General features: G+C 68.3%; 19 protein-coding genes. 10 read left to right on the forward strand and 9 right to left on the reverse strand.

What is annotated here, in order from left to right:
* Position 1: 1 nt before the first annotated feature.
* A complete protein-coding gene (locus OM076_RS09205; RefSeq protein ID WP_270039288.1) occupies positions 2 to 829 on the reverse strand; it encodes a hypothetical protein in 828 nt (275 codons plus the stop codon).
* 87 nt (positions 830 to 916) lie between these two features.
* On the opposite strand from OM076_RS09205, the gene OM076_RS09210 reads away from it, so the two are divergent.
* The 6 genes from OM076_RS09210 to OM076_RS09235 all read left to right on the forward strand — a co-directional run bounded on the left by OM076_RS09210 (position 917) and on the right by OM076_RS09235 (position 8,594).
* Complete coding sequence (locus OM076_RS09210) at positions 917 to 2,767, forward strand: hypothetical protein (protein ID WP_270039289.1); 1,851 nt, start codon at positions 917 to 919, stop codon at positions 2,765 to 2,767.
* Positions 2,754 to 3,479, forward strand: coding sequence for a hypothetical protein (locus tag OM076_RS09215; protein WP_270039290.1), 726 nt, complete (start codon positions 2,754 to 2,756; stop codon positions 3,477 to 3,479). Before OM076_RS09210 ends, OM076_RS09215 begins: the two co-directional genes overlap by 14 nt.
* Before the next feature lie 139 nt (positions 3,480 to 3,618).
* A complete protein-coding gene (locus OM076_RS09220) occupies positions 3,619 to 5,694 on the forward strand; it encodes a peptidoglycan-binding protein (protein WP_270039291.1) in 2,076 nt (691 codons plus the stop codon).
* Between the two features lie 37 nt (positions 5,695 to 5,731).
* Positions 5,732 to 6,415 (forward strand): ABC transporter ATP-binding protein, encoded by a 684-nt coding sequence (locus tag OM076_RS09225; protein ID WP_270039292.1) that lies wholly within the window; start codon positions 5,732 to 5,734, stop codon positions 6,413 to 6,415.
* On the forward strand, positions 6,412 to 7,635 hold the full coding sequence (locus tag OM076_RS09230; protein ID WP_270039293.1) for an ABC transporter permease: 1,224 nt from the start codon (positions 6,412 to 6,414) through the stop codon (positions 7,633 to 7,635). Before OM076_RS09225 ends, OM076_RS09230 begins: the two co-directional genes overlap by 4 nt.
* 29 nt (positions 7,636 to 7,664) lie before the next feature.
* On the forward strand, positions 7,665 to 8,594 hold the full coding sequence (locus OM076_RS09235) for a hypothetical protein (RefSeq protein WP_270039295.1): 930 nt from the start codon (positions 7,665 to 7,667) through the stop codon (positions 8,592 to 8,594).
* 110 nt (positions 8,595 to 8,704) lie between these two features.
* Here the strand turns inward: OM076_RS09235 and OM076_RS09240 are convergent, their stop codons facing one another.
* Positions 8,705 to 10,828, reverse strand: a complete 2,124-nt coding sequence (locus tag OM076_RS09240) for a discoidin domain-containing protein (protein ID WP_270039296.1) — start codon at positions 10,826 to 10,828, stop codon at positions 8,705 to 8,707.
* A gap of 496 nt (positions 10,829 to 11,324) precedes the next feature.
* On the opposite strand from OM076_RS09240, the gene OM076_RS09245 reads away from it, so the two are divergent.
* Positions 11,325 to 11,462, forward strand: coding sequence for a hypothetical protein (locus OM076_RS09245; RefSeq protein WP_270039426.1), 138 nt, complete (start codon positions 11,325 to 11,327; stop codon positions 11,460 to 11,462).
* Between the two features lie 1,198 nt (positions 11,463 to 12,660).
* Here the strand turns inward: OM076_RS09245 and OM076_RS09250 are convergent.
* Both OM076_RS09250 and OM076_RS09255 read right to left on the reverse strand, forming a co-directional pair.
* Complete coding sequence (locus tag OM076_RS09250; RefSeq protein WP_270039309.1) at positions 12,661 to 13,458, reverse strand: potassium channel family protein; 798 nt, start codon at positions 13,456 to 13,458, stop codon at positions 12,661 to 12,663.
* 775 nt (positions 13,459 to 14,233) lie between these two features.
* Positions 14,234 to 20,029 (reverse strand): beta strand repeat-containing protein, encoded by a 5,796-nt coding sequence (locus tag OM076_RS09255; protein WP_270039310.1) that lies wholly within the window; start codon positions 20,027 to 20,029, stop codon positions 14,234 to 14,236.
* Here OM076_RS09255 and OM076_RS09260 point away from each other — a divergent pair.
* Positions 20,013 to 20,312 (forward strand): hypothetical protein, encoded by a 300-nt coding sequence (locus OM076_RS09260; protein WP_270039311.1) that lies wholly within the window; start codon positions 20,013 to 20,015, stop codon positions 20,310 to 20,312. The genes OM076_RS09255 and OM076_RS09260 overlap by 17 nt on opposite strands.
* 163 nt (positions 20,313 to 20,475) lie before the next feature.
* Positions 20,476 to 20,925, forward strand: coding sequence for a hypothetical protein (locus tag OM076_RS09265; RefSeq protein ID WP_270039312.1), 450 nt, complete (start codon positions 20,476 to 20,478; stop codon positions 20,923 to 20,925).
* A gap of 172 nt (positions 20,926 to 21,097) precedes the next feature.
* On the opposite strand, the gene OM076_RS09270 is transcribed toward OM076_RS09265, so the two are convergent.
* Both OM076_RS09270 and OM076_RS09275 read right to left on the reverse strand, forming a co-directional pair.
* Positions 21,098 to 21,559: a cupin domain-containing protein gene (locus OM076_RS09270; protein ID WP_372518012.1), complete on the reverse strand. Its 462-nt coding sequence runs from the start codon at positions 21,557 to 21,559 to the stop codon at positions 21,098 to 21,100.
* A 100-nt stretch (positions 21,560 to 21,659) separates the two neighbouring features.
* Positions 21,660 to 22,073 carry a VOC family protein gene (locus tag OM076_RS09275; RefSeq protein ID WP_270039315.1) on the reverse strand — a complete coding sequence of 138 codons (414 nt, stop codon included), beginning with the start codon at positions 22,071 to 22,073 and terminating at the stop codon, positions 21,660 to 21,662.
* Between the two features lie 89 nt (positions 22,074 to 22,162).
* Here OM076_RS09275 and OM076_RS09280 point away from each other — a divergent pair, with 89 nt between their 5' ends.
* A complete protein-coding gene (locus OM076_RS09280; RefSeq protein WP_270039317.1) occupies positions 22,163 to 22,576 on the forward strand; it encodes an MmcQ/YjbR family DNA-binding protein in 414 nt (137 codons plus the stop codon).
* A 213-nt stretch (positions 22,577 to 22,789) separates the two neighbouring features.
* Here the strand turns inward: OM076_RS09280 and OM076_RS09285 are convergent, their stop codons facing one another.
* From OM076_RS09285 to OM076_RS09295, 3 genes are all read right to left on the reverse strand, one after another.
* Positions 22,790 to 23,821, reverse strand: coding sequence for a GTP pyrophosphokinase (locus OM076_RS09285; RefSeq protein ID WP_270039318.1), 1,032 nt, complete (start codon positions 23,819 to 23,821; stop codon positions 22,790 to 22,792).
* 263 nt (positions 23,822 to 24,084) lie between these two features.
* On the reverse strand, positions 24,085 to 25,317 hold the full coding sequence (locus tag OM076_RS09290) for a RusA family crossover junction endodeoxyribonuclease (RefSeq protein WP_270039320.1): 1,233 nt from the start codon (positions 25,315 to 25,317) through the stop codon (positions 24,085 to 24,087).
* Positions 25,318 to 25,417: 100 nt separating this feature from the next.
* On the reverse strand, positions 25,418 to 25,849 hold the full coding sequence (locus tag OM076_RS09295) for a hypothetical protein (protein ID WP_270039322.1): 432 nt from the start codon (positions 25,847 to 25,849) through the stop codon (positions 25,418 to 25,420).
* Positions 25,850 to 26,047: the final 198 nt, after the last annotated feature.

The raw sequence follows: 26,047 nt of genomic DNA on the forward strand, positions 1-26,047 counted from the left end.
GTCAGCGCAGTCGTGCCGCGGGCTGGGAGGTCCCGAAGACGTCCGGCACGGTCGAGGCGGCGTGGCGATCGAGCTTCAGCGCCTCCGCGCTGAGCTCAGCGAGGCCGCGAGGGCTGAGCTGGGTGAGGTTGATGAGCTTCTCCGTCTCCTCCTCGCCGCCCTTGGACTTCGGCTCGGTCAGGATCCCGCCGACGCCCGGAGCGAAGTACTTGTTCTCCGACCCACCCTCTTCGATGACGAGCACGTTGCTGTAGCACTTGAACGGAACGCAGGTCCGGACGCCGGACTTGACGACCTTGGCGATCGTCGGGTCGTCGCCGGGGGCGTGCTCCTGGGCGTACGGCGGCATGCCGACCTTCGGCTCGGCGGGCATGTAGATGCCGCCCTTGCCGCCCTTGACGCCGTCGAGCCAGCCGTCATTCGCGTTGACGAACCGGCCGCCTTCGTAGGCCTCGGTGTAGGAGCCGAGATACCACACGTTTCCGCGCTCGTCCTCGGCCAGGTAGTCGAGCGCCTGCTCGCCGATCTGACCGCCGTCGAAGTCCTGGTCCAGCGCGATCACCGTGTGCACGCCGCTGATCACCTTCGAGACGTCGGTGACCGTGTAGACGCGACGGTGTGGGAGACGCCGGCTGCCGCGGTTCACCGCACCCAGCCGGACGGACTGATAGCCGGGCTTCAGCGGGAACCACTGGTTCGTGCCGGTCGCCGTGCGCGCACCGAAGTCGTGGGCCCGCACCGGCGGCGAATCGTGGCGCTCACCGGCGCCGCCACAGCCCGCGAGCAGGCCCGCGCACAGCGCGCCGGCGAGCATGCGAACACGCTTCATGCCGTGAGCTTTCGGCCGCTGGATTAAACAAAAATGAGACGCTTCGAGCTTCACTTGGATTTCATTTAGCGCCTCTCTTCTCTTCATATGGAGAGCGCCTTCAAAGCCCTGATCTGGCTTTCTGCGCTGCTGACCGGAGTGGTGCTCCTGCCGGCCGGGAGCGCAGCGGCCGCGGTCGGTGACCTGCTGCTGGCGAGCCGCGCCGGCGGCGCGACCGGGGTGAAAGGCGACGGGGACTCGTTCGAGCCCAGGCTCTCCGCCGACGGCCGGTTCGTCGTGTTCGCGACGACCGCGACGAACCTCGATCCGGCCGACACCGACGCGGCGGTTCCCGATGTCTATGTCCGCGACCTCCAGGCCGGTGTCACCACACTCGTCAGCCGCGCCGTCGGGCCGGACGGAGCGAAGGGCGACGGCGCGTCCGACGCGCCGGCGATCTCCGCCGACGGGCGCTACGTGGCGTTCGTCTCGGAGGCGGCGAACCTCGACCCGGCCAAGACGGACGCGGCCGTGCCCGGCGTGTTCTTGCGCGACCTGCGCGAGCACACGACGACGCTCGTCAGCCGCGCGAGCGACGGAGCGACCGCCAACGCCGATGCAGCCGCACCGGCCATCTCTGCCGACGGTCATGTCGTCGCGTTCGAGTCCGATGCCACGAACCTCGCCTCGGGTGACACCGACGAGCTGACGGACGTCTTCGCCCGCGACCTGACGGCCGGGACGACGGTGCTCGTGAGCGGCCCGGGCACCGACCCGCGGACGGGAGCGTCGACCCAGCCCGCGATCTCCGCCGACGGCGCCACGGTCGCGTTCAGCTCCACCGTGACCGGCCTCGTCCCCGAGGACACGGACCCGCTCTCGGACGTCTTCATGCGCGGCCTCGCAACAGGCGCCCTGACGCTTGTGAGCCGCAGCGACGGCGCGGACGGAGAGAAGGGCAACGCCGCGTCCGACTCCCCCGCGTTCTCCGGCGACGGACACCTCGTGGCCTTCAGTTCGGCGGCCGCGAACCTCGACCCGGCCGACCTCGACAACGTGTCCGACGTCTTCGTCCGCGACCTCGCGCGTCACACGACGGCGATCGCCAGCCTGAGCGACGGGCCAACGGGCGGCAAGGGCGATGCTGACTCCACCGCCCCCGCGCTCTCGCAGACCGGCCGGTTCGTCGCGTTCGCTTCGCTCAGCGCCCTCGACCCCGCCGACGCGGACGCGCTCGCTGACGTGTACTCGCGCGACAGCGTGACCGGCAGGACGAGGCTGCTCAGCCGCGCTAGCGGCGTGCTCGGGACGAAGGGCGACGGCGCCTCGGACTCGCCGTCGATCTCCGCGGACGCGCGCTTCGCGTCGTACGCCTCGGCGGCCGCCAACCTCCATCCCGAGGACGCCGACGTGCTCACCGACGTCTTCGTGCGCGACGTGCTCGGCACGCTCGTGCCGGTGGCCCCGCCGGCGCCCCGCGCGCCCGCCCCGGTGACCTTGCCCGGACGGTTCCCCGTCGCCCCCGCGAGTTGCCCGGTCGACGGCACCCTGGTGGTGCTGACCGACGCCGGCGACCGGCGCCGCGGCGGCCCACGCTCCGACATCCTGCTCGGCGGCGGCGGACCGGACGTCCTGCGCGGGCTGGGCGGCCGCGACTGCCTGTACGGCGAGCGGGGCGCCGACCGGCTCGACGGCGGCGCCGGCGACGATCTGCTCAGCGGCGGCTCCGGCGCGGACCGGCTCATCGACGTACGCGGGAGCGACCGCTTCTCCGGCGGCGCCGGAAACGACGTGATCGATGCGCGCGACCACTCGCGCCGCGGCCGCCTCGGCCGCGACCGGGTGAGCTGCGGTGCCGGCGCGCGCGACCGCGCCCTGATCGATGTCCACGACACCGTCGCCCGCGACTGCGAGCGCGTGTCACGAAGGAAGGTGAGGACAGCTCATGCCATTCGGTAGCGGGCGCTATGCCAATGTCACCTCGACGCTCGCGCTGGTGGTGGCGCTGGGCGGAACGAGCTACGGGGCCGCGAAGCTGGCGCCCAACAGCGTCGGCACGGCCCAACTCAAGAACAACGCCGTCACGACGGCCAAGGTCAAGGACGGGACGCTGCTGGCCACCGACTTCAAGGCCGGTGTGATCAAGCCCGGCAAAGACGGCGCGCAAGGTCCTGCCGGTCCCGCGGGCGCCGCCGGGCCCGCCGGCGCCACCGGGCCCGCCGGCGCCAAGGGAGACGCGGGCCCCAAGGGCGATCCGTGCGTGTCGAGCGACCCGCTGTGCCGCGGCCCGAACGGCGCGGCCGGGTTCTCGGCCGTCACGACGGCGCCGGTCGCGTTCCCCGGCTCGACGGCGAGCATCACCGTGCAGTCGCTGAACCTGCAGGCCGGAAAGTACGTCGTCGACGGCAGGGTCAGCGCGCACGACACGGGTCTGGACACGAGCGTCGCCTGCTCGCTCACCGCGGGTGCGACGACGATCGACAACATGGGCGGGGCGCTGGGGATCGACGCCACGGCGACGATCGATGCCGCCATCTCGCTGCACGGCGTGCTGACGCTGGGGGCGCCCGGCACGGTCGATCTCAAGTGCAACTTGGCCGACGCGGTGGCGGGCACCTACACGCCGCGAAGCATCACGGCCATCCAGGTCGGAACGCTCAACGGGGTCTGATCCGGCGGCCACGGCGGCCCGCTCTCAGCGGGCCGCTCGGGCTGCTCGGCGCTTCGCCCGTGACCGGAATCACGGGCCAATTGACCTCATTTTTCTTTCATTCTGCGGGCGCACAGTCGCCAGCCAAGGAAGCAGCTTGATGAAGTCCCGGAGGAACATCCACGTCGTGATCCTGGCGCTGACGGCCGTCGTGTTCTTGGCCGGCGGTGGCTGGGTCGCCGCGCAGCAGATCAAGTCGCCGGCCCAGGTCGCGGCCGACACCGCGCCGCCGACGCCGTCGCTGATCACCGCGCAGGTGGAGCGACGCTCGCTGTCGAGCGAGGTCATCGTCCGCGGGACGGGGCGCTACGGCGAGCCGCAGGTGATCGGCCTCCCGACATCGGCGCTGAAGACGAACACGCAGCTGATCTCGGAGATCGCCAAGCCCGACAAGGTCCTGCGCGAGCGTTCGATCGTGATGACGGTGTCCGGCCGGCCCGTGTTCATCCTCAAGGGCGACGCGCCGATGCACCGGGATCTCGGTCCGGGCGACAGCGGGAAGGACGTCGCCCAGCTGGAAGGCGCGCTGCGCCGCTTCGGGTACAACCCCGGTGCCCAGGACAGCGTCTACGACGGCGCGACGGCGGCGGCGGTGGCGCGGATGTACCGCGCCGCCAACCAGGCGCCATTCGGGCTCACCGACACCCAGATCGAGAAGCTCAACGCCGCGGCCGTGGCCGTCGGCTCGGCGACCGACCACCTGCTGCAGCAACGGCTGGCCCTGCGCACCGCGCAGCGCGGAACGACCCCGGCCGAGATCAACCAGGCCCGGCTCGACGCCTCCGCCGTGGCCGAGCTCCTCCCGCCGGCACGCTCGGCGATCGACGCCGCACGCACGCGCATCGCCGAGTCCCGCGACCTCGTGTCGATCGCGAAGCGACTCGAGGCCGAGGGCGACGGCACCGCGCGCCGCGACGTCGCCGCCGCGGGCGTCGACGTGACGACGAAGCAGAACGCGCTCGACGATGCCATCACCGCGCAGGCCGAGGCCCAGCGCGCCGTCGACACGCTCCCGCCCGATGCCACCCCCACCGAGGTCGAGGCCGCAGGTTCCGCACTGCGGATCGCGGCGGCCAAGGTCCCCGGCGCGCGCGCCGAGCTCGACTCGGCGCGCGCGGCCCTCGGGACCGCCCAAGAGGTGCTGCGCCAGTCCAGCGTGAAGGCACGCGACGACGGCCGCAAGGCCACCCGCGACCTTGCCCTCGCGCGCTCGGACCTGCGTGAGGCCCGGCGGACGCTGTCGACGCTCGAGGCCAAGTACCGGCTCGCGCAGTCGCGCGTGAGCATCCTGCGTCAGCCGTCGGGCACGCTCGTCGAGCGTGAGATCGTCGCGGCCGCCACGCGCGAGCTCAGCCGCTCCAAGGCCGACCTGGCCCGAGTTGCAGCGCGCAGCGGCGTCCAGGTCCCAGCCGACGAGATCCTCTTCTTCCCGAACACGCCGGTGCGCGTCGACAAGGTCAGCGCGACGCGCGGCAGCCCGGTCGGCGGCGACCTGATGACCGTCAGCAATACGACGCTGGCGATCGACGCCGGGCTCACGCCGCAGGACACGAAGTTGGTCCGGACCGGTCTCCGCGTGCACATCGAGGACCCGGAGACCGGCATCGACCTGGTCGGCCGCGTCACGCGGGTCGCGGACCGGCCTGGCACGAACCCGCAGATCGCCGACCCCACGAAGACGGCCATCGAGGTCACGCCCGAAGGCGCCGACGCGCGCCTCGTCGGGACGTCCGTGCGGCTCACGATCGCGGTCAAGAGCACGCGGGGCAAGGTCCTGACCGTCCCGGTGAACGCGCTGTCCGCGGGCGCCGACGGGCGGACGCGCGTGCAGGTCGACTCCGGGGCCGGCCGGCCGCGGCTCGTCGCCGTCAATCCGGGTCTCGTCGCCTCGGGCAACGTCGAGATCGAGCCCGCCCGCCGCGGCGCGCTCAAGCCGGGCGATCGCGTCGTCATCGGAGCGGTGACCACGTCGATCGCGTCGAAGGGGCCGACCGATTCCCAAGCCCCCGTGGCGCCCACGACCGTCGGGACCGAGCAACCGGCGGGCTCGGCTTCCGGTTCGGCCTCGCCGGTCCCGTCGCCGTCGCCGACCGGCGGCGCCGCAGCGACGCCGAGCGCCGGCGGCGCGACGGCGACTCCCGGAACCGGGGCGGCAGGTGGCACCGGTGGGCCGTAACGTGAGGCCGCTGGCGATGCCGCGCGAGCCGCGCCCGGTGAGCGTCGACGTACCCGTCGTGGAACTGGACCAGGTGAGCCGCGCCTACGGATCCGATCCGCCGGTCCACGCCCTGCGCGGCGTCGATCTCGTCGTCGAGCGCGGTGACGCGATCGCGATCGTCGGCCCGTCAGGGTCGGGCAAGTCGACGCTCTTGAACATCGTCGGCTGCCTGGACCGCCCCACCGCGGGCACCTATCTGATCGACGGCAACGACACGGCGACGCTCGGCGAGAGCGAGTTGTCGGCGCTGCGCGGCCGGCTCATCGGCTTCGTCTTTCAGACGTTCAACCTGCTCGCGCACCGCACGGTGCTGGAGAACGTGATGCTCTCCGAGGTCTACCTCGGCCGCCCGCGCGAGGGCCGCAGGCAACGTGCGATGGAGGCGCTCGAACGCGTCGGCATCGAGCACCGCGCACACTTCCTGCCGGTCAAGCTCTCGGGCGGCCAGCAGCAGCGGGTCGCGATCGCCCGCGCGCTCGCCGGGTCGCCGAGCCTGCTCCTGTGTGACGAGCCGACCGGCAACCTCGACTCGGTCAACACCAAGACCGTGCTGGCGCTGTTCGAGGAGCTCGTCGACGACGGGATGACGATGCTGCTGATCACGCACGACGACCACGTCGCCGAGCGGATGCCGCGCCGGACGAGCATCACCGACGGTCAACTGACGGAGCACACATGAAGCCGGCCAGCGCGCGTCCCCGGCTGCCGTTGCGCGATCTGCTCGGCGAGTCGATGGCCGGGCTGGTCGCACGCCCGGCGCGGGTCGCGCTGACCGTGCTCGGGACGGTCGTCGGCGTCGCCGCGCTGGTCGCCACGCTCGGCCTGTCGAAGACCGCCTCCAATCAGATCGTCGGGCGCTTCGACAGGATCGCGTCGACCGACATCGTCGTCTCCCCCGGGCGCCGCGGTGCCGTGACCAAGTCGAGCGTGTTGCCGTTCCGGGTGGAGGACTCACTCCAGCTGCTCAACGGCGTGGTGGCGGCCGGCAGCCTCTCCGACATCAATGTCGGACGCGATCTCGCCAGCTCGGTTCCGGTCAACGACCCGCTCAACCGCACGCAGTTCCAGCTCCCCGTCAAAGCGGCCTCGCCCGGATTGTGGCGAGCGGTGCGGGCGCGCCTGCGCACCGGACGCTTCCCCGACGCGGGCAACTCCGCGCGCGGCGACCGCGTCGTCGTGCTCGGGCCGAACGCCGCGCGGCAACTGAACATCACGCGCATCGATCAGCAGCCGGCGGTCTTCCTCGGCGACCGCCTGTATCTCGTCGTCGGTATCTTGGCCGGCGTCGAGCGCCAGCCGTCGCTGCTCGGCGCGATGATCATGCCCGAGGGCACGGCCGCAGTGGAGTACGGGCTGCGAGCGCCGGCGCTCGCCCAGATCGAGACCCGCGTGGGCGCGGTCGAGCTGATCGCACGCCAGGCACCGCTCGCCCTGAGCCCGACGCAGTCCGCGCAGCTGAAGGTGTCGGCGCCGCCGAACCCGCGCGATCTCAAGGGCGCGATCCGCAACGACCTCAACGCGCTCTTCGTCCTGCTCGGCGGTGTCTCGTTGCTCGTCGGCGCGATCGGGATCGCGAACGTCACGCTCGTCTCGGTCCTCGAGCGCGTCGGTGAGATCGGGCTCCGGCGCGCGCTCGGCGCGGCCCGCCGCCACATCGCCGCGCAGTTCCTCGTCGAGAGCTCGGCGATCGGAGCGCTCGGCGGGGTCGTCGGCGCGAGCATCGGCGTGCTGGTCGTGGTGGGGATCTCCGCGGCGCGCACGTGGACGCCCGTGCTCGACCCCCAGATCCCGCTCGCCGCACCGTTGCTGGGCGCCCTGATCGGGCTCATCTCGGGCACGTATCCCGCGCTTCGTGCGGCACGCATGGAGCCCGTCGACGCGCTGCGAGCCGGCACGTGACGTCACCCACCTGAAAGGACGAGAACCTCATGCAGCTCACTCCCTTCCTGCTCGCATCGATCGCCGGCGTCGTGCTGCTCGCCGGCTGCGGTGGATCGCACCAGAACGCGTCGTCGACGATGACTCCGGAAGCCGCGGCCGGCGGCGGCACGATCGAGGATCAGCTCGGCTTCACGCGCAAGGGCGTCGCCGCCGCATCGGCGAAGGTCGAGAACTCGATCGCCGCCTGCATGAAGGCCGAAGGCTTCGACTACGTCCCGACGGACCCCGTCGCACAACAGGCCGCTCTCACCGGGAAGGCCAACATGAGCGACGAGGAGTACGAGCAGCAGTTCGGCTACGGCATCACCACGCTGTACGGACGCGGGAACGCGCAGACCGACCCGAACGACACGATCCGCTCCGGGCTGGGCGAGGCCGACCGCGCCGCCTACGATCGCGCGCTCTCCGGCGGCAAGCCAGAGCAGACGTTCGTCTTCGCCGTCGACACCGGCGACTTCACCGAACTCGGTGGCTGCACCAAGAAGGCCACCGACGCGGCCTTCGGCGGCTCCCAGCTCCTCCAGACACTGCAGCGCAAGCTCGACGAACTCGACGACTCGATCGCCGCCGACCAGCGCATGGTCCACGCGCAGGAGGCGTGGCGCGCGTGCGTCAAGAACGCCACCGGCGAGCAGTACGAGGACGCCGAATCGATCGAGGAACAGCTCACACAGCAGTTCGAGAAGATCGTCGGAAGCATCGTGCCGCCCGGTCAGGTCGCGACCGACGGGACCCAGGTCGACATGGCCGCGCTGCACCAGCTCCAACAGACTGAGATGGACCTGTTCAACAAGGACCGCGCGTGCGAGAAGCAGCAGATCGATCCGGTGGAAACCAAGGTCCGCCAGGAGAAGGAGACGAAGTTCAAGAGCGACAACGCCGATCTGCTGAGCAAGGTCAAGCCGCTGGGGAGCTGACTCCAGAAGCTGTGCGCTGCGTCACGTCGCCCTATAGACGGTCTGGGACGGACGGCCGGCCGCGCGGTCCGAGGCTGATTCCGGATGGCGCCCCGGCGATGGTGATGCACCTAGTTCACCGGTTGGACCGCGAAGGTGACGGCGGCGGTCGATGGCAGCCAGTAGGCGTAGCCGAAGCCACTTAGCGGGAGGTCGACCTGCGCGTCGTTGCGACCCGCGTTGTAGACGGCCGTTACCTGCGTGCCGTCTGACAGGGTTCCCGAAGCCCTGACCAACTTCTGGCCGGGCGGGGTGGCGGGGACGGGTCCGGCGGTGCTGGTCCGCAGGTTCAGCTCGTGGATCGACCACCAACTGCCCGAGGACGCCTCGCTGGCGATGCGCAGATGACGTGTCGTCGTGGGCGGCAGCGGGATGACCATCTCGTCGGTACTGCCCTGTCCGCGGGCGATCGGAGTCCAGGTCACACCGTCGGGAGACGTCTCCACCTGATACGTGCGGACGTAGTCGCCCGGGCTGGTGCCGGAATTCATCACGACCTGGTTGAACTCCTGTGCCGCACCGAGATCGATGCCGACCCACGACCCAGGCCCCTGCCCGGTGCCCGAGCTCCACCGTGTGCTGAGATCGCCATCGGTCATGTTCGCCACCGGGCTGGCCGGATCACTCGACGAGGCGGCTACCGTCCAGCCGGCGCGGGACAGGTCCTGAGCCACAGCGGCGCTGCGCAGCTCCGCACCGAACGGCTTTGAGTACGTCAGCCATCGGTCGCCGAGCCGAACACTGTTCAGCGAGCCGATCAGCCCTGCGCTGACGCTCTGCACGAGCCGGCCACCGGGCGTTCCGGCGGGGCCGCGACCGAGGTCGAGGTCGATCCAACCGAGCCCAGCACCAGTCGCGGCGGTCCGCCCCGGATCGGTCCAGCGATAAGTCGCCGCGGCGCCGGCTGCCAGTGTCTCGCTGACGTGCCGCGTCCCGACCTGCACGGAGAAGTGCTGCTCGGTTCCGGTGCCGTTGTAGGCGACCAGGACCTGGGACCCGTCGCGATTCTGGTAGGCCACGTTCGATACCGGAGCATCGGCGGGCACGGAGGAGGCGATCCGGACGGCGCCCGGACGCAGGAACTTGCTGGCGTGGCCTAGGGCGTAGTACTCGACCTCCTTGGTGACGGTCCCGTCATCGTTCACGGTTACCACGCCACGGCAGGTCTGGCAGCCGCCATTGGTGGGCCCGTTGCGCTGGTCGAGGGCGAGATTCCACAAGACCACCGATTGGCCCCAGTTGCGCGGCACCCCGATCGCCAGGGCCATCGACTGCTCGAACGCCGCGGCCGTGCCGCCCTGCCATGTTCCGCCGGAGCATTCGGTCAGGAAGGCTTGCGCATGCGGATAGTCGTTGTGGGAGACGGTTTGCGCCGTCACATCGCCTCCATAGCAGTGCCAGGCCGTCCCGGGCACATAGCGGGCCGCGGCCGCGTCGTGGTAGATCTCCTCCGGGTAGGCGGGGACATCCCAGTTGTGGTCATAAGCGAGGATCTGGGTGTTCATCCCGCTCTTGGCGACAGCCGGTCCGAGGTTGCTGCCGATGAACGCGGCTGAAGCGCTGGCCGGCACGGACATTCCCGGGTAGTCCCCGGGCTCGTACAACGGCTCGTTCTGCACCGAGATGAAGTCGGTTGGCAGTCCGGCGGCGCGGTAGCCCTTGAGAAACTTCACGAAGTACCGGGCGTAGGCGTCGTAGAACTCGGGCTTGAGCGAACCGGTGATCATCGAGTCGCTGGTCTTCATCCACCCCGGAGCGCTCCACGGGTTGGCCATCATCGTGAGCTTGGGATTGATCGCCAGGGCCTGCCGCAGCCGCGGGATGATGTATGCCTTGTCATGATCGATGCTGAACGCCGCCAGGTTGGGGTCCGTCTGGCCGGCCGGCATGTCGTCGTACGAATAGGACCCATTGACGGCGAAGTCCGACGCCCCCATCGGCTGGCGCAGCATGCTCAGCCCGATTCCGTGGTCGGCGGAGAACAGCTCGGTCATCGTCTGGCGCCGAGCCGCGTCGCTCAGTTTGTTGGTCAGCACCCAGGCCGACGTATCGGTCATGGACGCGCCGAAGCCGGTCATCGTCTGATATCGCCGGGTGGGGTCGACGACCACCGTGCTGCCGGTCGGACCCGCCCCGGACGCCCATCCCTGGACCGGTTGTGGAGTGAGGCGCTGGGCGGTGTTGAGGTCGGTCACCCAGGACTCGACCCCTCGGCCCCCGGACCCCCCCGGCGCCGACGCGACGCTAGGGCCCGACCGCGCACCGAGCGCGGGGCTCCCGACCGCCAGCACGCCGACGGGCGCGAGCAGGCCGAGCGCGACGACAGCCGCCAAGACGCGATGACCGGGGCGCCGCTCGGACTTGCGGCAAGGGCTGGTCGGCTGGACGAACATTGGACCGGTCACTCCTCAGTGAGGCACGGGGTCGTTGGGGCTACGCCGCACGGACCATGGCCAACTCGGTAAGGGCACCGACGGTGCTAGCTCGAAACCCACAGGAGTCCGGCTCGGCACAGCAAATCCGGTCCTACCCACTATCCGTCACGAAGTACCAGGGGTTCAGGCACGATGGCTGCCCCGAAGAAGTACAGCGACGAGTTGCGCGAGCGCGCGACGCGACTGGCGTTGGAGTCCGGTCGTCCGATCGCGCACGTCGCGCAGGATCAAGGCCGACGCGGCCGGCGGCACGCCGATGGTGCTCTCCAGCGCTGAGCGCGAGCGTTTGAAGGAGCTCGAGCGTGAGGTCCGCGAGTTGCGCAAGGCCAACGAGATCCTGCGGGCGGCGAGCGCGTATTTCGCGAAGGAGCTCGATGGAATCCCGCGGAGGTGAGCGAGCGATAGGCGCATCGAGAACCGGCTGCGACAACGCCGCCTCGAGGTCCGCGCCGAAGAGATCGTCCTGCGACGCTGCCCCGACTGCGACGCGTGGATGCAGCACGCCAGGGGCTTGTGGGCGGAGTGTCATTCCTGCTGCCTCGTCAGCTTCGGATACGCAGAGCCGCGAACTCGACGAGCTTGCGTCCGTGCGGCCGGACCGTGGGCGAGTACGCGTTCGGAAAGGGCGTGTATTCCACGCCTGTTACTGGCCTGTGGAGACAGAATCCCTAGGAGGGCGAGAGGCGAAATAGGCGCAGAATGCCGAGTGACTAACCTACGGGTATGCTTCAATTTACAGGGGAAATAGGAGCGCCGTTCCGTCCGACCCGCCTGTTATGGCGTTCAGTTTCCTACCGAGGCGCTTGCTTCACTTGATGTGTGCTAGACGACCTTGTCCCCTACCTCCCCGAGGCCCTGGCGAGCCTCGGGATTGCTCGGGCCTTGTGGAAGCTCCCGGAGTGGTGCAAGGAGTGGGCCGAGGTGGGCGAGGCGTGGTTGGGGTTCTACGGTAAGTACCTCGACATCAAGGACCGTCGTCAAGAGGCCCGATCCGCCAGGAGAGTAGATCCGCCATTGGCTCCGGCGCTTCCTCAGGCTTCAGGTCAGCCTTCTCCCGCTGATACGCCGTGAGCAGAAAGGGCGCCGCCGAGCTTCAGTGCCATGCCATGTTCTCCGCCTTGTGAGCTTCGGCGAAGAGCTTGCTGGCCACCATGCGACCAGTGGAGTCCTCGATCATGGGCTCCTAGGTGCCGCGCGACAACTAAGGGCGACGGGGACGGTGCGTGCGAGGCGGAGTGGGCGTCGTGACCTACGCGCCGTCACGCGGCAGTTCGATGATCCGCGGTCGGGCACGACGCCGCGGAGCGCCCGCTGGCTTGGGCAGCCGCATCGTCATCCACTCCACCTGCAAGCTCCCGGTGCTGACGGCGGCGCGGAGTTGTGCTTGGCGGGCGCTCAGGCGCTTGTCGTTCCCGCTCTGTGGAGTAGCGACAGCCGATCGTCGCCGCAGCAAACGAAAGCGGGAGGGCGTCGGGTTGGCTGCCCCGCTTCCCGTCGCGTTCTTCGTGCCTCATCGCTGGGGACCTGAGGGATCACGGGCGGCAGCGAAAATACGCTGTCGCTCTCATGACCAGCGCTCAGCAGCCTGCGAGCTACCGGGCGTCGCGATCCGACGACGCCGCCGCGACCGCGAGCCCGAGCGCTTCGAGATCGGCGACAAGTTCGTGGGCGCGCGTCGTGAGGCGCTCCACCTGGCCGCCGAGATCGTCGGACGCCTCGGCTTCGACGGCTGCGATGTGTTCCTCCTGCCCGCGCTCGATGAACCGCTCCGCGATGGCGGCCGTCACGACAGCGAAGTAGCCGATGCCGACCAGCATCAGCACCATCGCCACCACCTTGCCCTCGACCGTCGTCGGAAGCTCGTCGCCATACCCAACGGTAGTCATCGTCGAGACGGTCCAGTAGATCCCGTCGAAGTAGTCCTTGTCGGGCTCTAGATTCTCGAATGCCGACGCTCCGGTGACGACGACCAGCAGCGTGAAGAAGCTCGCGTACCGGAAGCCGCGCAGGCTGAAGGCAACTCGGAAGATCGGCGCGAGCCGGAGCAGTCGCGCCAGCCGCAGCAGTCGCAGCGCCCGCAGACTCTGAAACAGCGCCGGGAGAAACGGCGGCGTCAGGACCACGATCGCGATACTCAGCAGGTTGTGGCGGAGGTACAAGCGTCGGTCGCGCACGACGGCGAGCATCGCGACCAGTTCGCCCAGGAACGCGAGCCAGATGACCCAGTTCAAGACGACCGCGGCCGTCTTCCCGGCGACGCGCACAGCCGCGCCTTCCAAGATCAGCGCCGGGATGACCAGCGCGGCGACGACCAGCATCGGCCGCTCAAGCCGCCGCTCACGGCGCTCAGCGCGCTCGCCCATCCACGGGCGATCCCCAGTGGAGGCCACGGCGACAGGGTTCGCTGCTATGCCCGCACCTCCTCTCGCGTGGAATCGCTCGGAGCCGACCTCCGACGGTGCCCGTCAGATCGTCATGCATCACGGATCACGTCTCCGTTCTTCTTGCTCGCCCGAGCCCGAGCAGCAGCACGGCGAGCACCGCGGTGTACAGGCCCCAGCCGAACGGCCCGCTACCTGACGCGAAGTTCAGCGCCGCGAGCACGACGGCGAAGACCAGGGCGATGAACAGGATCGCGCGTCTTCATCCGCGAAACGATGCCACGAAGCTGCTCGGACTCCGCGACTGCCCGGCCTGGCGGATATCCATGGCCGCTGGCGGCCACGCGAGACGGCGGCCGGGACGAATCGAGACCGGAGATCGACCATGACGCGGTCAGGCTGGATCGAGAGAGTTGCTTGACCTTTGCTTGACCTAAGCCGATTCTGACAAGGCTCAAGCCATCCGAAGTGGGCAATAATTGTGCCTATTTACAGGCTATTCGCGAGCGCCCCCGGTTGGATTCGAACCAACGACCTGCGGATTAGAAGGACCGTGGAAACCGCTCCGCTACGGTCCAGCAACGTCCCGTACGGCCGAACCAGCCGACCCGATCCCAGCGAATCCGACGAGTTAAGAGTACGCAGAGAGTACGGTCGCGCCCGATGTGTGGGCGCTCGCCCTCCGTCGAACGTGAGGTGCCGCTACGCCGCCGTCTTCGTCACCGCAAAGAATGGGTTCGGGTAACGGAGCCGCGGGTCGTTATGCCTGACGTCGTGAGCGACGCTATCGATCGGTGCCGGGACGGCGAACGACGACGATCTTCCATGACGACAGCGTGCCCCTTGCCGCGAGTCGATACGCGAAACGACCCTCGCGGCTGCTGCGGCGCAGGGAGCCGCGCACGAAACCTCGGGCGTCGACTCGCAATCCGCTGACGTTGTGCTGGCCGCCCGGACGCAACTGCACTCGTCCTGCGCCCTTCACGCGTAGCGCCAACGCCCCGTTCGCGCGACTCATCACGACAGATGGGGTCGGTCGGACGACAGGCTGAACTTCGTCTCGGAAAGCAGGATCGGTCGGTGCTCGTTCCTCGACGGTCGCAGTCGGTGCTGGCGCGATCCCGGTCGACTTATCCATGCGCGAGTCGGCGGTCGTCGAATCTGCCGCGTCCAGTGTGACGGCGTCCGTGCCGGCTGTAGGAGCGTCAGGGCTTGCTTCCGAACCGTTGACGATGACCAGGTCGACGCCCGCCGCCGCACTCTGGTCAAAGCCAAAACGTGGATCGGCGGCCGGCGAGAACTCGCCGTCTCGGGTCCCGCCGGAAATCACCCGCAGGCGTGCTCCGGACGCGATGGTCGGGGTTCCGTCGTAGGTGGCCCGAAGAGCGCCTGCTGTTCGGGCGGTGCCGGAGAGGGTGAGACGTCCGAAGGCGTCGACCGCACCGACGTGGAAGACGGTTGAGCCGTCCGTGGTCTGCCGGAACGCGGTGACCTGAAGCTCGCCGCGGTTGAGGTCAAGGACACCGTTGTTCTCGAATGGGGCCGAGATTGTGGCGCGCCCAGAGGTCGCCGGCTTCCGGATGGTGCCCAGGTTGAACAACAGCGCGTCGGCAGAGCCGGCGATCGTGCTTGAGTCGTTGACTAGGACAGTGCCGGTGTTGCGCAGCCGTGCGCGGCCAGAGAGGTCTACGAAGTACGTACGTCCGGGCGCGTTCTGAAGCGTTCCGCGGTTGTCCAAAGTGGCGTTGATGACCCGTAGGGTGCCGTCGAGCTCGGTCACGGCCGTCTCGGCGGTCCGGAGGACGCCGCGCAACTCGAGTTGTCCGCCGGTCGCATCGAAGCGGTTGCGGATCTCGAAGCGTCCGCTGCCGGTGATCCGTCCGGCGCTCAATCGCAGCGATGCGGCCGAAACAATTCCGCTGACGTCGACAGTCCCACCGTCGAACGTGATCGCGCCTTCCAAGGCGCTGTTCTGCAGCGCGAAGGCGCCACTCGAGAACGCGAGCTCCGATCCGGTGGGCGCGCTGAACGTCCCCGTACTGACGCCGCCACCGCCAGCGAAGCTCACACGACCGTCGCGGCTGGTGACGGTGCCGTCGTTGTCCAAGCCCACGTAGATCAAGGCAGCGCTCGTTCCGGCTGTACGAGTGATCGTCCCCGTGTTGTGAACGAGCGCCGGAGTGTTGGCGACGGCGCGGCGGATGTCGGCTCCGTTGCCGAGGGTGAGCGTGCCCGCGTTCTCGAGAGTGGTGTCGAGATAGCCGATGTTGCTCGTGGGGACATTGGCCGTCGCGCCGGCGGCAACGGTCAGCGTGCCCGTGCCGTCTACTCGTCCGCCGCTCCAAATCAGAGCCCCGGTGACGGTCGCGTTGGTGTTCAGCAACGAGAGCCAGCCGCCGCTCAGGCGCAGCGTGCCGGCAGTGACGATCGGTTGCCCGCTGACATCGACGTCACCGCCATCGATCGTCACATTGCGAGTCAGAGTCGCGTTCTGCAGCTTGAAAAGGCCACCGGAGAACGCGACCTCGGCGTCGTCAGGGGCGGTGAAGGTGCCGGTGCTGGTGCCGCCGCCGGCGGTCAGCGTCACGCGCCCGCCGGCACTCGTCAGCAGTGCATCGTTGTCGACCGGGACGTACAAGCTGGCGGCGCTCGTTCCGGCGGTGCGAGTGATTGTGCCGGTGTTGTGGATCAACGACGGCGCGTTGGCGGTGAGGCGGCGGATGTCGGAGCCGTTGCCGAGCGTGAGCGTGCCGGTGTTCTCGAGCGTCGTGTCAAGGTAGCCGCTGTTGTTGTTGGTGATGGTGGCCGTCGCGGTGGGGGCAACGATGAGCGAGCCGGTGCCGTCGACGCGTCCACCACTCCAGCTCAACGCGTCCGTGACGGTCGCGGTGGTCTCGAGCAGCGAGAGCCACCCGCCTGTAAGGCGGAGGGTGCCGGTGGTGGTGATCGGCTTGCCGCGAACGTCGACGTCTCCGCCGTCGATCGTGACATTGCGAGCGAGACTCGCGTCCTGGAGCGTGAAGGTACCGGCGGAGAACGCGACCTCGGACCCGTCGGGAGCGCTGAAGGTACCGGTACTCGTCCCACCCCCGACGGTCATTGTCAAACGGCCTCCGGCACTCGTCACGAGGCCGTCGTTGTCGATCGGCACGTAGAGGCCGGCGCTGCTTGCGCCGGGGGTTCGAGTGATCGTGCCGGTGTTGTGGATGAGGGCGGGCGAGTTGCTCGTGGAGCGGCGAAGGTCGGCACCATTACCGATGGTGATCGTCCCGGCGTTCTCAAGCGTGGTCTCAAGCGAGGCGCTGGTGTTGTTGGGTACGGTCACGGTCCCCGGCCCTGGCACGACGAGCGTTCCGGCCCCGTCCACGATCCCGCCTCCCCAGACCATCGCTCCGCCGATCGTCACGGAGCTGGCCGTGGTCATGCGCCCACCGGTGACCCGCAGTGTGCCCGTTGGGGTCACGCCGCCGCCGCTCACGTTGACCGTGCCGCCGTCTACGGTGACGTTGCGTCCGAGGATGGCGTCCTGGAGCGCAAAGACTCCGGCGGAGAAGGCGACCTCCGAGCCGTCGGCGGCCGTGAAGCTACCGGTGCTGGTGCCACCCCCTGCCGTCATGGTGATGCGACCGCCGCCGCTGGTTACCAGGCCGTCATTGTCGATTGGCACGAACACGCTGGCGGCGCTGGGCCCTGCGGCACGCGTGAGCGTGCCCGTGTTATGGATCAGCGCCGCAGACGTCGACGACGGGCGGCGAATGTCGGCCCCGTTGCCGATCGTGATCGTCCCCGCGTTCTCAAGCGTCGTATCCAAAGTGGCACCCGCGTTGTTGGCCACCGAAACTGCGCCGTCCTTGGCCACGATCAACGAACCCGTCCCGTCAACCGTGCCGCCGCTCCAGGTGAGGCTCTCGGCGACGGTCGCGGTCGTGTCGAGCAACGAGAGCCAACCGCCGCTGACGCGCAGGGTGCCCGTGGTGGTCACGGGTCGGCCGCTGACGTCGACGTCGCCGCCGTCGACGGTCACGTTGCGTCCCAGGGTCGCGTCACGCAGTTTGAACACCCCGGCGGAGAAGGCAATCTCCGAGCCGTCCGGCGCAGTGAAATTCCCGCTGCTCGTTAGGCCGCCAGCGGCCATGGTGACGCGACCGCCGCCGCTGGTTACCAGGCCGTCATTGTCGATTGGCACGAACACGCTGGCGGCGCTGGGCCCTGCGGCACGCGTGAGCGTGCCCGTGTTATGGATCAGCGCCGCAGACGTCGACGACGGGCGGCGAATGTCGGCCCCGTTGCCGATCGTGATCGTCCCCGCGTTCTCGAGCGTTGTGTCCAGAGTGCCAGCCGCGTTGTTGGGCACCGACAGCGCAGCGTCGTTGGCCACGATCAACGAGCCCGTGCCGTCGACCGTGCCGCCACTCCAGGCCATCGTCCCGGCAACCGTGATTGTGGTCGTCGTCGTCAGGCGACCGCCGCTGACCCGCAGGAGGCCCGTGGGGCTCACGCCGCCGCCGGTGACACTGACCGTGCCGCCATCCACCGTCACGTTGCGCCCAAGGGTCGCCTCCTGGAGCGCGAACGTGCCGGCGGAGAACGCAACCTCGGCACCGTCGAGCGCAGTGAAGGCGCCAGAACTGGTCGCGCCACCACCGATCAGGCTCAGCCGTCCACCAACGCTCGTGACCGTCCCGTCGTTGTCGACCGGGACATATACGCTGGCAGCGCTGGTCCCAGCGCTTCGCGTGATCGTGCCGGTGTTGTGGATGACGGCGGGGACATTCGTGTTTCCGCGCCGCAGGTCGGAGCCGTTTCCGAACGTGATCGTCCCGGCATTTTCCAGCGTCGTGTCGAGGTATCCCGACGTGTTGGCCGCGACGCTCAGCGTGCCGTCCTTGGAAACGATGAGCGATCCGGTGCCATCGACCGTTCCACCGCTCCAGACCATCGTTCCGCCGACAGTGATCGTCGTCGCGGTCGTCACCCGCCCGCCGCTGACGCGCAGCAGGCCGGCCGGATTCACGCCGCCACCCGCGATGTTGACCGTGCCGCCGTCGATTGTGACGTTGCGGCCGAAGGTGGCACTGGCGAGTGCGAAGCTGCCGCCCGAGAAGGCGACCTCGCCGCCATCCGGCGCGCCAAAAGTGCCGGAGCTCGTTCCGCCGCCCGCCACGAGGCTGAGGCGGCCGCCGTTGCTCGAGATCGTGCCGTCGTTGCCTACGGCGACAAAGATGCTCGCACTACTGGTCCCTGGTGAGCGAGTGACAGTGCCGGTGTTGGCAAGAAATGGTGTGATGCCGGTGCCCGACGGCGCGCGAATGTCGCTGCCGTTGCCGAGGCTCAGCGTGCCGGCGTTTTCCAGACGTGTAGCGAGATACGCCGAGGTATTGGGGTTGATCTCGAGCGTGGCGTCGGCGCTCACGCGCAATGCTGCGGCTCCGTTGAGCGTGGCGCTCGACCACGTCACACGACCTTCGACAGTGCTCGTGCTCGTCGGCGCGATGATTCCGCTCTCGATGCTGGTGCCCGTGGCGAGGGTGGCGCCGTCGAGAGTGAAGGTGCCACCGCTGAGGGCAACGGTCCCCGCGGTCGAGCCGAAACGGCCGGTTGTGATGCCGCCAGCGCTCAGGTTCAGGCGACCGCCGTTGCTGGAGATCGTCCCGGCGTTGTCGAACGGAACGTAGAGGGACGCATTGCTGGTGCCGCTCGGTCGGGTAATCGTGCCGGTGTTTGCGATGAGCGGGGCGAATCCCGTACCCGAGGGGGCACGCAGGTCGGCGCCATTGCCGATGCTCAAAGTGCCGGCGTTCTCGAGCCGGGTGGCGAGATAGCCCGTGCTGTTCGGGTTGACCTCGAGCGTGCCTGCGGCAGTGACCCGCAGGGCTTTCGGGCCGTTCAGCGTGGCGCTGCTCCAGGTCACGCGCCCTTCAACGAGGCTCTCGCTGGTTGGCTGAAGCGTTCCCCCTTCGATCGCGGTACCAGTCGCGAGCGTCGCACCACTCAGCGTGAACATCCCAGCGCCGAGGACAACAGTGCCTGCTTCGGTGGCGAAACGCCCCGTCGACGTACCACCGGCCAGCAACGACAACCGGCCACCACCACTGGCAACCACGCCGTCATTGTTGACCGGCACGATCAAGTTCGCGTTGCTCGACCCATTCGCACGCGTGACCGTGCCCGTGTTCGCGATCACAGCGTCCGTCGCTCCCGATGCCGGTCGCACGTCGGCGCCATTGCCGACACTCACCGTCCCGGCGTTTTCAACCCGTGTTGCCAGATACGAAGTCGAATTCGGGCTGAACTCGAGCGTGCCCCCCTGCTTGACCCGCAATGGCGCGACACCATTAAGCGTCGCGCTGCTCCACGTTGCTCGGCCCTCGATAAAACTTGCGACCGCCGGGCTGACCGTTCCGCCCTCGACTGCCGTCCCGGTTCCCAGCGTCGCCCCGCTCAACGCGAACGTACCCGCTCCGAGAACAACGGCGCCGATGTCCGTGGCGAACCGACCGCTCGACGAACCACCCGCAAGCAACGACAACCGGCCACCACCACTGGCAACCACGCCATCATTGTTGACCGGCACGATCACATTCGCGTTGCTCGACCCATTCGCACGCGTGACCGTGCCCGTACTCGCGATCACGGCATCCGTCGCTCCCGATGCCGATCGCACGTCAGCGCCATTCCCGATACTCACCGTCCCGGCATTCGCGTGGGTAGTCGGATCGAATGCCGCCTACATGACGTCCAGCGAACGCCCGTTCACGCTCGAGGGCGAGACTCTGGCGTGGTGCTGCACCTGGGCAGTCATTTTCACCGCGGTGATAGCCGCCATCACCGGCAGTGTTCGTGCCTGGCAACTCCGCCAGTAGTCCACGGACAACCATCGCCAGGAACCTGCCGCAGTTGGACTGTGCCGCTTCTCGACGAACGCGGGCAGGTTCTGTCCGCGTCTCTTGCGCTTGGTTAGCCTCCGACGCTGTGCGCGCAGTATTCGCAGTTGGGAGGGCCGATCCGGGGTTCCCGTTTGACGTCTTGGCTTTGTTCGCCAGCCAGCGCGAAGCGCAGCGTCACGCCGATGCTGCGGCGTACGTGTTCGAAGTCTTCGCGCTTCCGGTCTATGAGGACTGCTCCGAACTACCGCGATGGCTGCGACACCCGTGGAGATCCCAAGCGCGTTGGCGCGAGCGGATAACGGATGAGGTGACGCTGACCGCGGACGCGCTCACGGCGGGCGAGATCGAAGTCGTGGAGGCCGGCACCGTCGCCGCGGTCGTCGACTTCGATCCGCCAGAGCCTCAGGAGGTCCGGCTGCTGTTCACGCACGTCTCGGTTGCCGCTCCTTACCTTCGCGAGGCTGCGGATTGGAACGTGACGCTGCGGGCGGAAACCACGCCTGTTTACGGCAGCTACGACGATTGCCCGCCAGAGCAACGCTTCACCGCGCCCGGACTTATGCCCTTTCAAGGGGTGCATCCCCGGTAGGTCAGGGCGCGGCAGAGGATAGTGCTGCGTTTCGACGCTATCGAGACTCTGCGCATCAAGTCGGCGGCACAGCCGGCACCGCTCGCTGTTGTGTCTCGCGCAAGGGAGCAGCGCAAGTCCGCCAGCGGCTGCGGGACGGCATCACGCCAGGGGTCCGTGACCCCGGCTGCGATCAGGGCGATCGGTGGATGTCGTCGACCCAGTCGACCCGCTGCGGGTTCGGCTCGACATCGGGCAGGTCGAGGTTGACCACGACTGCTTCCTGCCCGGACCGCACGACGACGCATGACAGCGGCTCGGACGCCTCGGCGTTGATTTCCTGGTGCGGAACGTACGGCGGCACGTAGATGAAGTCGCCGGGGCCGGCCTCGGCGACGTACTCCAAACGATCGCCCCAGCGCATCCGCGCGCGCCCGGACACGACATAGATGACGCTCTCAACCGGCCCGTGATGATGCGCCCCGGTCTTGGCGTCCGGCTCGATGTCGACTGTGCCCGCCCAGAGCTTCTCCGCGCCCGCACGCGCGGCGGTGATGGCGGCGGCGCGCGTCATGCCCGGGGTCTGCGGGGTATTGCTATCCAGCTCGCCGGACCGGACGACGCGAACGCCACGAGTGCGCCAATCAGGCGACATGTTCACAGTATCTCGCGACTACCAATCGCGCCGAGCAGGCCCCGGCACGCGACTCGAGTTCGGCACTGCAATAGCGCAGGGGAGCGGCCACGCTGGCGGGCTACGGTTGTTCGGGTTGGCGGCCGAAGTCGACGCGGCCGGCGAAGTGTTCGTAGACCTGGGGTCGGGTGAGCTCGTAGACCCCGAGGCGCTGCCCGCCAGGGCACCGAAACGTCGCGCACGAACCGATCGGCAGCTCGACGCGCGCTTCGAGTCGCAGCCCGCGTGCCTCGAGCTCGGCCAGCGTCTGGTCGAGCGCAGGTACGCAGTGCAGGAGCACCGCCCCGTCAGCGGGGAGGTGCTGCGCGAGCAGTACATGCGGTCCCTGTTGAGCGAGCGCGACCTCCGCCACCCGCGTGCCCATCGCTTCGATCGCGAAGATGACGCGGCCGCCCAGTGTGTCGCGGTAGAACCGCACGTCGGCCTCGACGTCACGGCTGGGCAGGTAGAGCACGTCGAGCGAATCGATGGCCATCGCACCATCGTCCCAGCCGCGGCGAGCCGGCGAACCTGCGCGCGTCGCGACGCCCTCATCCCGTGTCTGTGGCGTGCGACGATTGCAAGATGGACGCTGCCGGTTTGCGAGCTTGGTGTCTGCAGCAACCGGGCACCGTCGAGGACTTCCCATTCGGCCCCGAACATTCCGTGTTCAAGGTCTCCGGCAAGATGTTCGCCGTGAGCGCGCTCGAACGCAGGCCACTGGAAGTCAGCGTCAAGTGCGAGCCGGAACTCGCCCAGGCATTTCGGGGCAGCTATCACGCCGTCCGACCCGGATATCACCTCAACAAGCGCCACTGGAACACGGTCACGCTCGACGGCAGCCTGCCGGAGCAACTCGTCCGGGACATGATCGAGGACTCCTACGATCTCGTCGTCAGTTCGATGTCGGCACGCGTGCGCAAGGCACTCGCGTGGAACCCCGAACGCGAGCAGCCGGAGTCGGCCGCGGCCGCCTCCGAGCGCCCCGTCGAGTCGTAGCTCGCCGCTCCTTTTCGCGCAAAGCAGCAGTGCGGAGCGGATCGGTTGCCCTGCAGGAGCAATGATTCGATCGCGCCATCGAACGGAGCAGTATCGACGGTCCCGTCCCGTTCGGCGAGGTTTCGCGCGAGTGCGGGGCTAGAGAAGGTCGGCGTCCGGTTGGGGCGGCGCAACCACTGCCGTATGCGTCCTCGGCACCGCTCGCTCGCTGCGCTACTCGGGCGCTAGTCGGCGCAGCAGCACGCGCTGGATCTCGGGCCGGAAGTTCGACTCCCGGATCAGCTCTGGCGTGCCGACGAGGCCGAGGATGAGCAGTGCGAGCACGTCGCCCGGGAAGGCCCAGAACCGCGCTTGTCCAGGTCGGAGGCTCAGGCTGGCGAGCACGTCGCGAAGCACCGTGTCGCCGACATCCGGGTCGCCGGGTAGAAGCGCCGCGACATCAGCGACCCGCGCCAAGCCGAGCCCTCGCACCACGCGCAGCAGGCGCTCAAGCGCCTCGCCGCCGCCTTCGCCCGGGTCGGCCTGGTCGTAACCGATGGTCACCGCCCGTCGGACCCAGCGCGGGCCGATGTCCTCACGGTTCACCAGCGCCCGGAGCGAGAGGATGTCGATGGTCACCCCGAGGTCGCCGTGCTCGACCGCGTCCGCGTACTCGGCGCTGCGGTCGAGGCTGGCGTGCTGGAGTCCCGCGAACTGCTCGTCCGCGATCTCGAGGAGCGCGTTGAGGCGGAACAGTCGGCGGCTCAGGTCACGCGGCAGGTCCTCGGCCTTGTAGCGGATGCGATGGTCGACGGCCGCCCAGGCGTGCTGCATGACCGTGCGCACCTGGATCTCCGCACTCAGCTCGGCGAACCGTTCGTCGGCCGCGGTGCGGACGATGTAGTGATCGGACCGGTATCCGAAGCGGTCGGGCGGATCGTTCTCGCCGCGTCGGGACGAATTCGCCCAGTCGATGTCGAACTCGCGCTCGATCAGCGTGCCGACGGCGCGCACGTCGTCCGGGTAGTAGACGATCACGCGCAGCCCGACGAGGTCGGTCATCTCCTTGAGCGGATCGGCGTACTTGCCCTTGCTCGTGACCTTTTCGATGAAGCTCTTGACCGTTTTGGTGCGGGACTCGATCTGCGAGAGCGCGATTGCCTCGCGGTCGATCGACGCGCCGATTCGGTCGCTGAGCGCGACGCGGAACGCGTCGTAGATTTCGCGTCTGCGAAGGAACTCTGCACTCCAGTCACGATCGGCCATCGGGGACCCACCCTAGGCGAACCCTCCGCGATTCCCCGGGTCTACCGTGAAGTGATCTGAGCGCCGAGGGAACGGAAGGCGCGTCAGCGTCAAAGAGATCCGTTTCGACGGGTTCCGTACGTTCGCCCCGACGACCGGCAATCGCAAAGGAGCTGTGACGCCGTTGATCGGTGAAGCTGCTCCCTCTCGCGCAAAGCGGCAGCCAATATTGATTGGCTTGTACGCCGCCTCTCTAACGAACCGTAAGGACGTCGGCCACTCGGCTATAGGTCGCGGAGGTCTCTTGACCCGGCTCGGACCACCAGGCCTCGGGCCGCTTCGATCCCAGCGTCGAGCTGTCTGAGCCTCTCCTCGGTCATGACCTGGACTCGCACCCCCAATGTGTCGCCGAACCGGCGATAGACCCGATAACGAACTACGGTCCCGCGGCGCTCGCCACAGTAGATCGACTCGAACGCGGTGAGCACGGCGTGCGCCGTATTGTCGACGTCGCGACTGTTGCCACCGGCTCCGTCGATGGAGATGTCAAGTGCGAGCGGCTGGTCGAACACCTGCGGGAGCATCGTCCATCGCTCGCGATGTCTCGCCATCGTCGATCGGACGGTCTGCTCCCACGGGGGGCCGCCTGAAAACTCAGGCGGTAGAGGGAGCCAGAACCGACCCGGTGACTCGTAGCGACTTATCGGTCTAGGACTTGCCAGCGCCACGCCAGCCGGTAAACGCGTTGTGTCGGACTTCCCGGGCCCTGGGCGATCGTCGCGGTCGGGTCGCTGGTCAAGCAGTAGCCGTCCTTCGAGCTCGGCGATCTCCCGCTCTCGTGTCTCCAGAATCCAAGCCGTGAGGTCGTCGTCAAGAATCGCAGCAACTCCGCGGCCGTGCTGTTCCCGCCGCCGTTCGTCGCGAAGTTCGTCAAGGCGCAGATCGTCGTTGGGATCCCACGCATCCTCGAAGAACGCCGTCGCTTCGTCATCGAGATCCCACTCCGATGCGAGCCGCCTGAGATCTCTTCCCAGGGCGAAGAAGCGGTCATGGTCACGGGCATACAGGCGTGCCGGCACAACGGTTAGGTAGACGTCACGCCGCGGCGTCGTCGACACGGGCGCGACATCGAGTGACCCAAATCGGCGGAGCATCGGATGATCGCCGGTGAAGCGATTTACCGAAAGATGCGCAACCTGACGATCGTCAAGATAGGCGATTCCCGAAAGAGCGTCGAGATACCTCTTGACGCTCTTAGGGGCGCTAGGCGGCGCAGCGTCGTCGCCAGCGAAGATGCTGACTTCCACGCTGACATCAGCCCGAAACGGGCGGCGACGGCGCGCACGCATCTGCTCGCGGAGTTGCTCGCGAGCTACCGCCAACATCTTCTGCTGCCGGGCCTTGACGTGACGCGATCCGCCTTGCCGCAGAAGCTCAGGCGTATCGATCGTCAACCACAGGCCTCGCTTCCACACTGCGATCGCGTCCAAGTAGTCGGCGAGCTGCGAACTCCACATCGACTTGAGCCTAGGCGGGCAGCGCTCGCTGATCGCGCAAAGCAGCACCGAGTGCGAGCCCTTTGGCAGCTCCTCGTTTCGGTCGAGGAGCGAGCGGCGGCTAGCGAATCCGATCGGACAAGCCCGACAGCGGGACCTTGTAACGCCACGGCCGTGCGCGACGAACGACCTCAGCTGCAGTCAGGGTCAATCGCTGAATGTCGCCCGCGCCTGAGCGAGCAGCGGTCAGGTTGGCGACGATCTCGAGCCGCCAGTTGGGATCTCGCGAGGCGCGGGCGAGCTGCTCTGCATTGACGTCGGCGTCGTAGGTGAAAGCGCCGTCCGGGCGCTTCAACGGCTCGCCCCAGCCCTTGACCTCGACAGGGTGGGGCGTTCCACCATCGGGCGGCTGGCTGAAGAAGTCGCAGCCATGGCGCGCCTCCTCGGACTTGCTGAGGTTCGGCGCGGGGATCCAGCCGCGAGCGTGCTCCTCAGCCCGCACGACGCTGACCGCTTCGCGTTCCGTGCTCAGACCTGAAGGGCTTCGCGGCATGCAGCCACGCTACCGCGCATCGCGCAGAGCAGCAGCGCCCAAGAGTCTTCAGATTCCACAAACTCGACACGTTCCGAGTGCCTACGTTTGGTAACGATTGGCCTAGGGATCGACTGCGCAGTCCCCTGTCGGCGACGCGGCGGATCGCGTCTGCTGTAGATACGGTCCTGAGCGGTAGTCGACCCGAGGAACGCGGAA

This window comes from Solirubrobacter ginsenosidimutans (assembly GCF_027587205.1).

Bases quoted from the DNA above. Each gene is read 5' to 3' on its own strand.
- OM076_RS09275 (WP_270039315.1), bottom strand. From the start codon at position 22,073: ATGGCCATCGATTCGCTCGACGTGCTCTACCTGCCCAGCCGTGACGTC.
- OM076_RS09210 (WP_270039289.1), top strand. From the start codon at position 917: ATGGAGAGCGCCTTCAAAGCCCTGATCTGGCTTTCTGCGCTGCTGACC.
- OM076_RS09245 (WP_270039426.1), top strand. From the start codon at position 11,325: ATGGTGCTCTCCAGCGCTGAGCGCGAGCGTTTGAAGGAGCTCGAGCGT.
- OM076_RS09295 (WP_270039322.1), bottom strand. From the start codon at position 25,849: ATGCCGCGAAGCCCTTCAGGTCTGAGCACGGAACGCGAAGCGGTCAGC.
- OM076_RS09270 (WP_372518012.1), bottom strand. From the start codon at position 21,559: ATGTCGCCTGATTGGCGCACTCGTGGCGTTCGCGTCGTCCGGTCCGGC.
- OM076_RS09290 (WP_270039320.1), bottom strand. From the start codon at position 25,317: ATGTGGAGTTCGCAGCTCGCCGACTACTTGGACGCGATCGCAGTGTGG.
- OM076_RS09285 (WP_270039318.1), bottom strand. From the start codon at position 23,821: ATGGCCGATCGTGACTGGAGTGCAGAGTTCCTTCGCAGACGCGAAATC.
- OM076_RS09215 (WP_270039290.1), top strand. From the start codon at position 2,754: ATGCCATTCGGTAGCGGGCGCTATGCCAATGTCACCTCGACGCTCGCG.
- OM076_RS09230 (WP_270039293.1), top strand. From the start codon at position 6,412: ATGAAGCCGGCCAGCGCGCGTCCCCGGCTGCCGTTGCGCGATCTGCTC.
- OM076_RS09205 (WP_270039288.1), bottom strand. From the start codon at position 829: ATGAAGCGTGTTCGCATGCTCGCCGGCGCGCTGTGCGCGGGCCTGCTC.
- OM076_RS09235 (WP_270039295.1), top strand. From the start codon at position 7,665: ATGCAGCTCACTCCCTTCCTGCTCGCATCGATCGCCGGCGTCGTGCTG.
- OM076_RS09220 (WP_270039291.1), top strand. From the start codon at position 3,619: ATGAAGTCCCGGAGGAACATCCACGTCGTGATCCTGGCGCTGACGGCC.
- OM076_RS09280 (WP_270039317.1), top strand. From the start codon at position 22,163: ATGGACGCTGCCGGTTTGCGAGCTTGGTGTCTGCAGCAACCGGGCACC.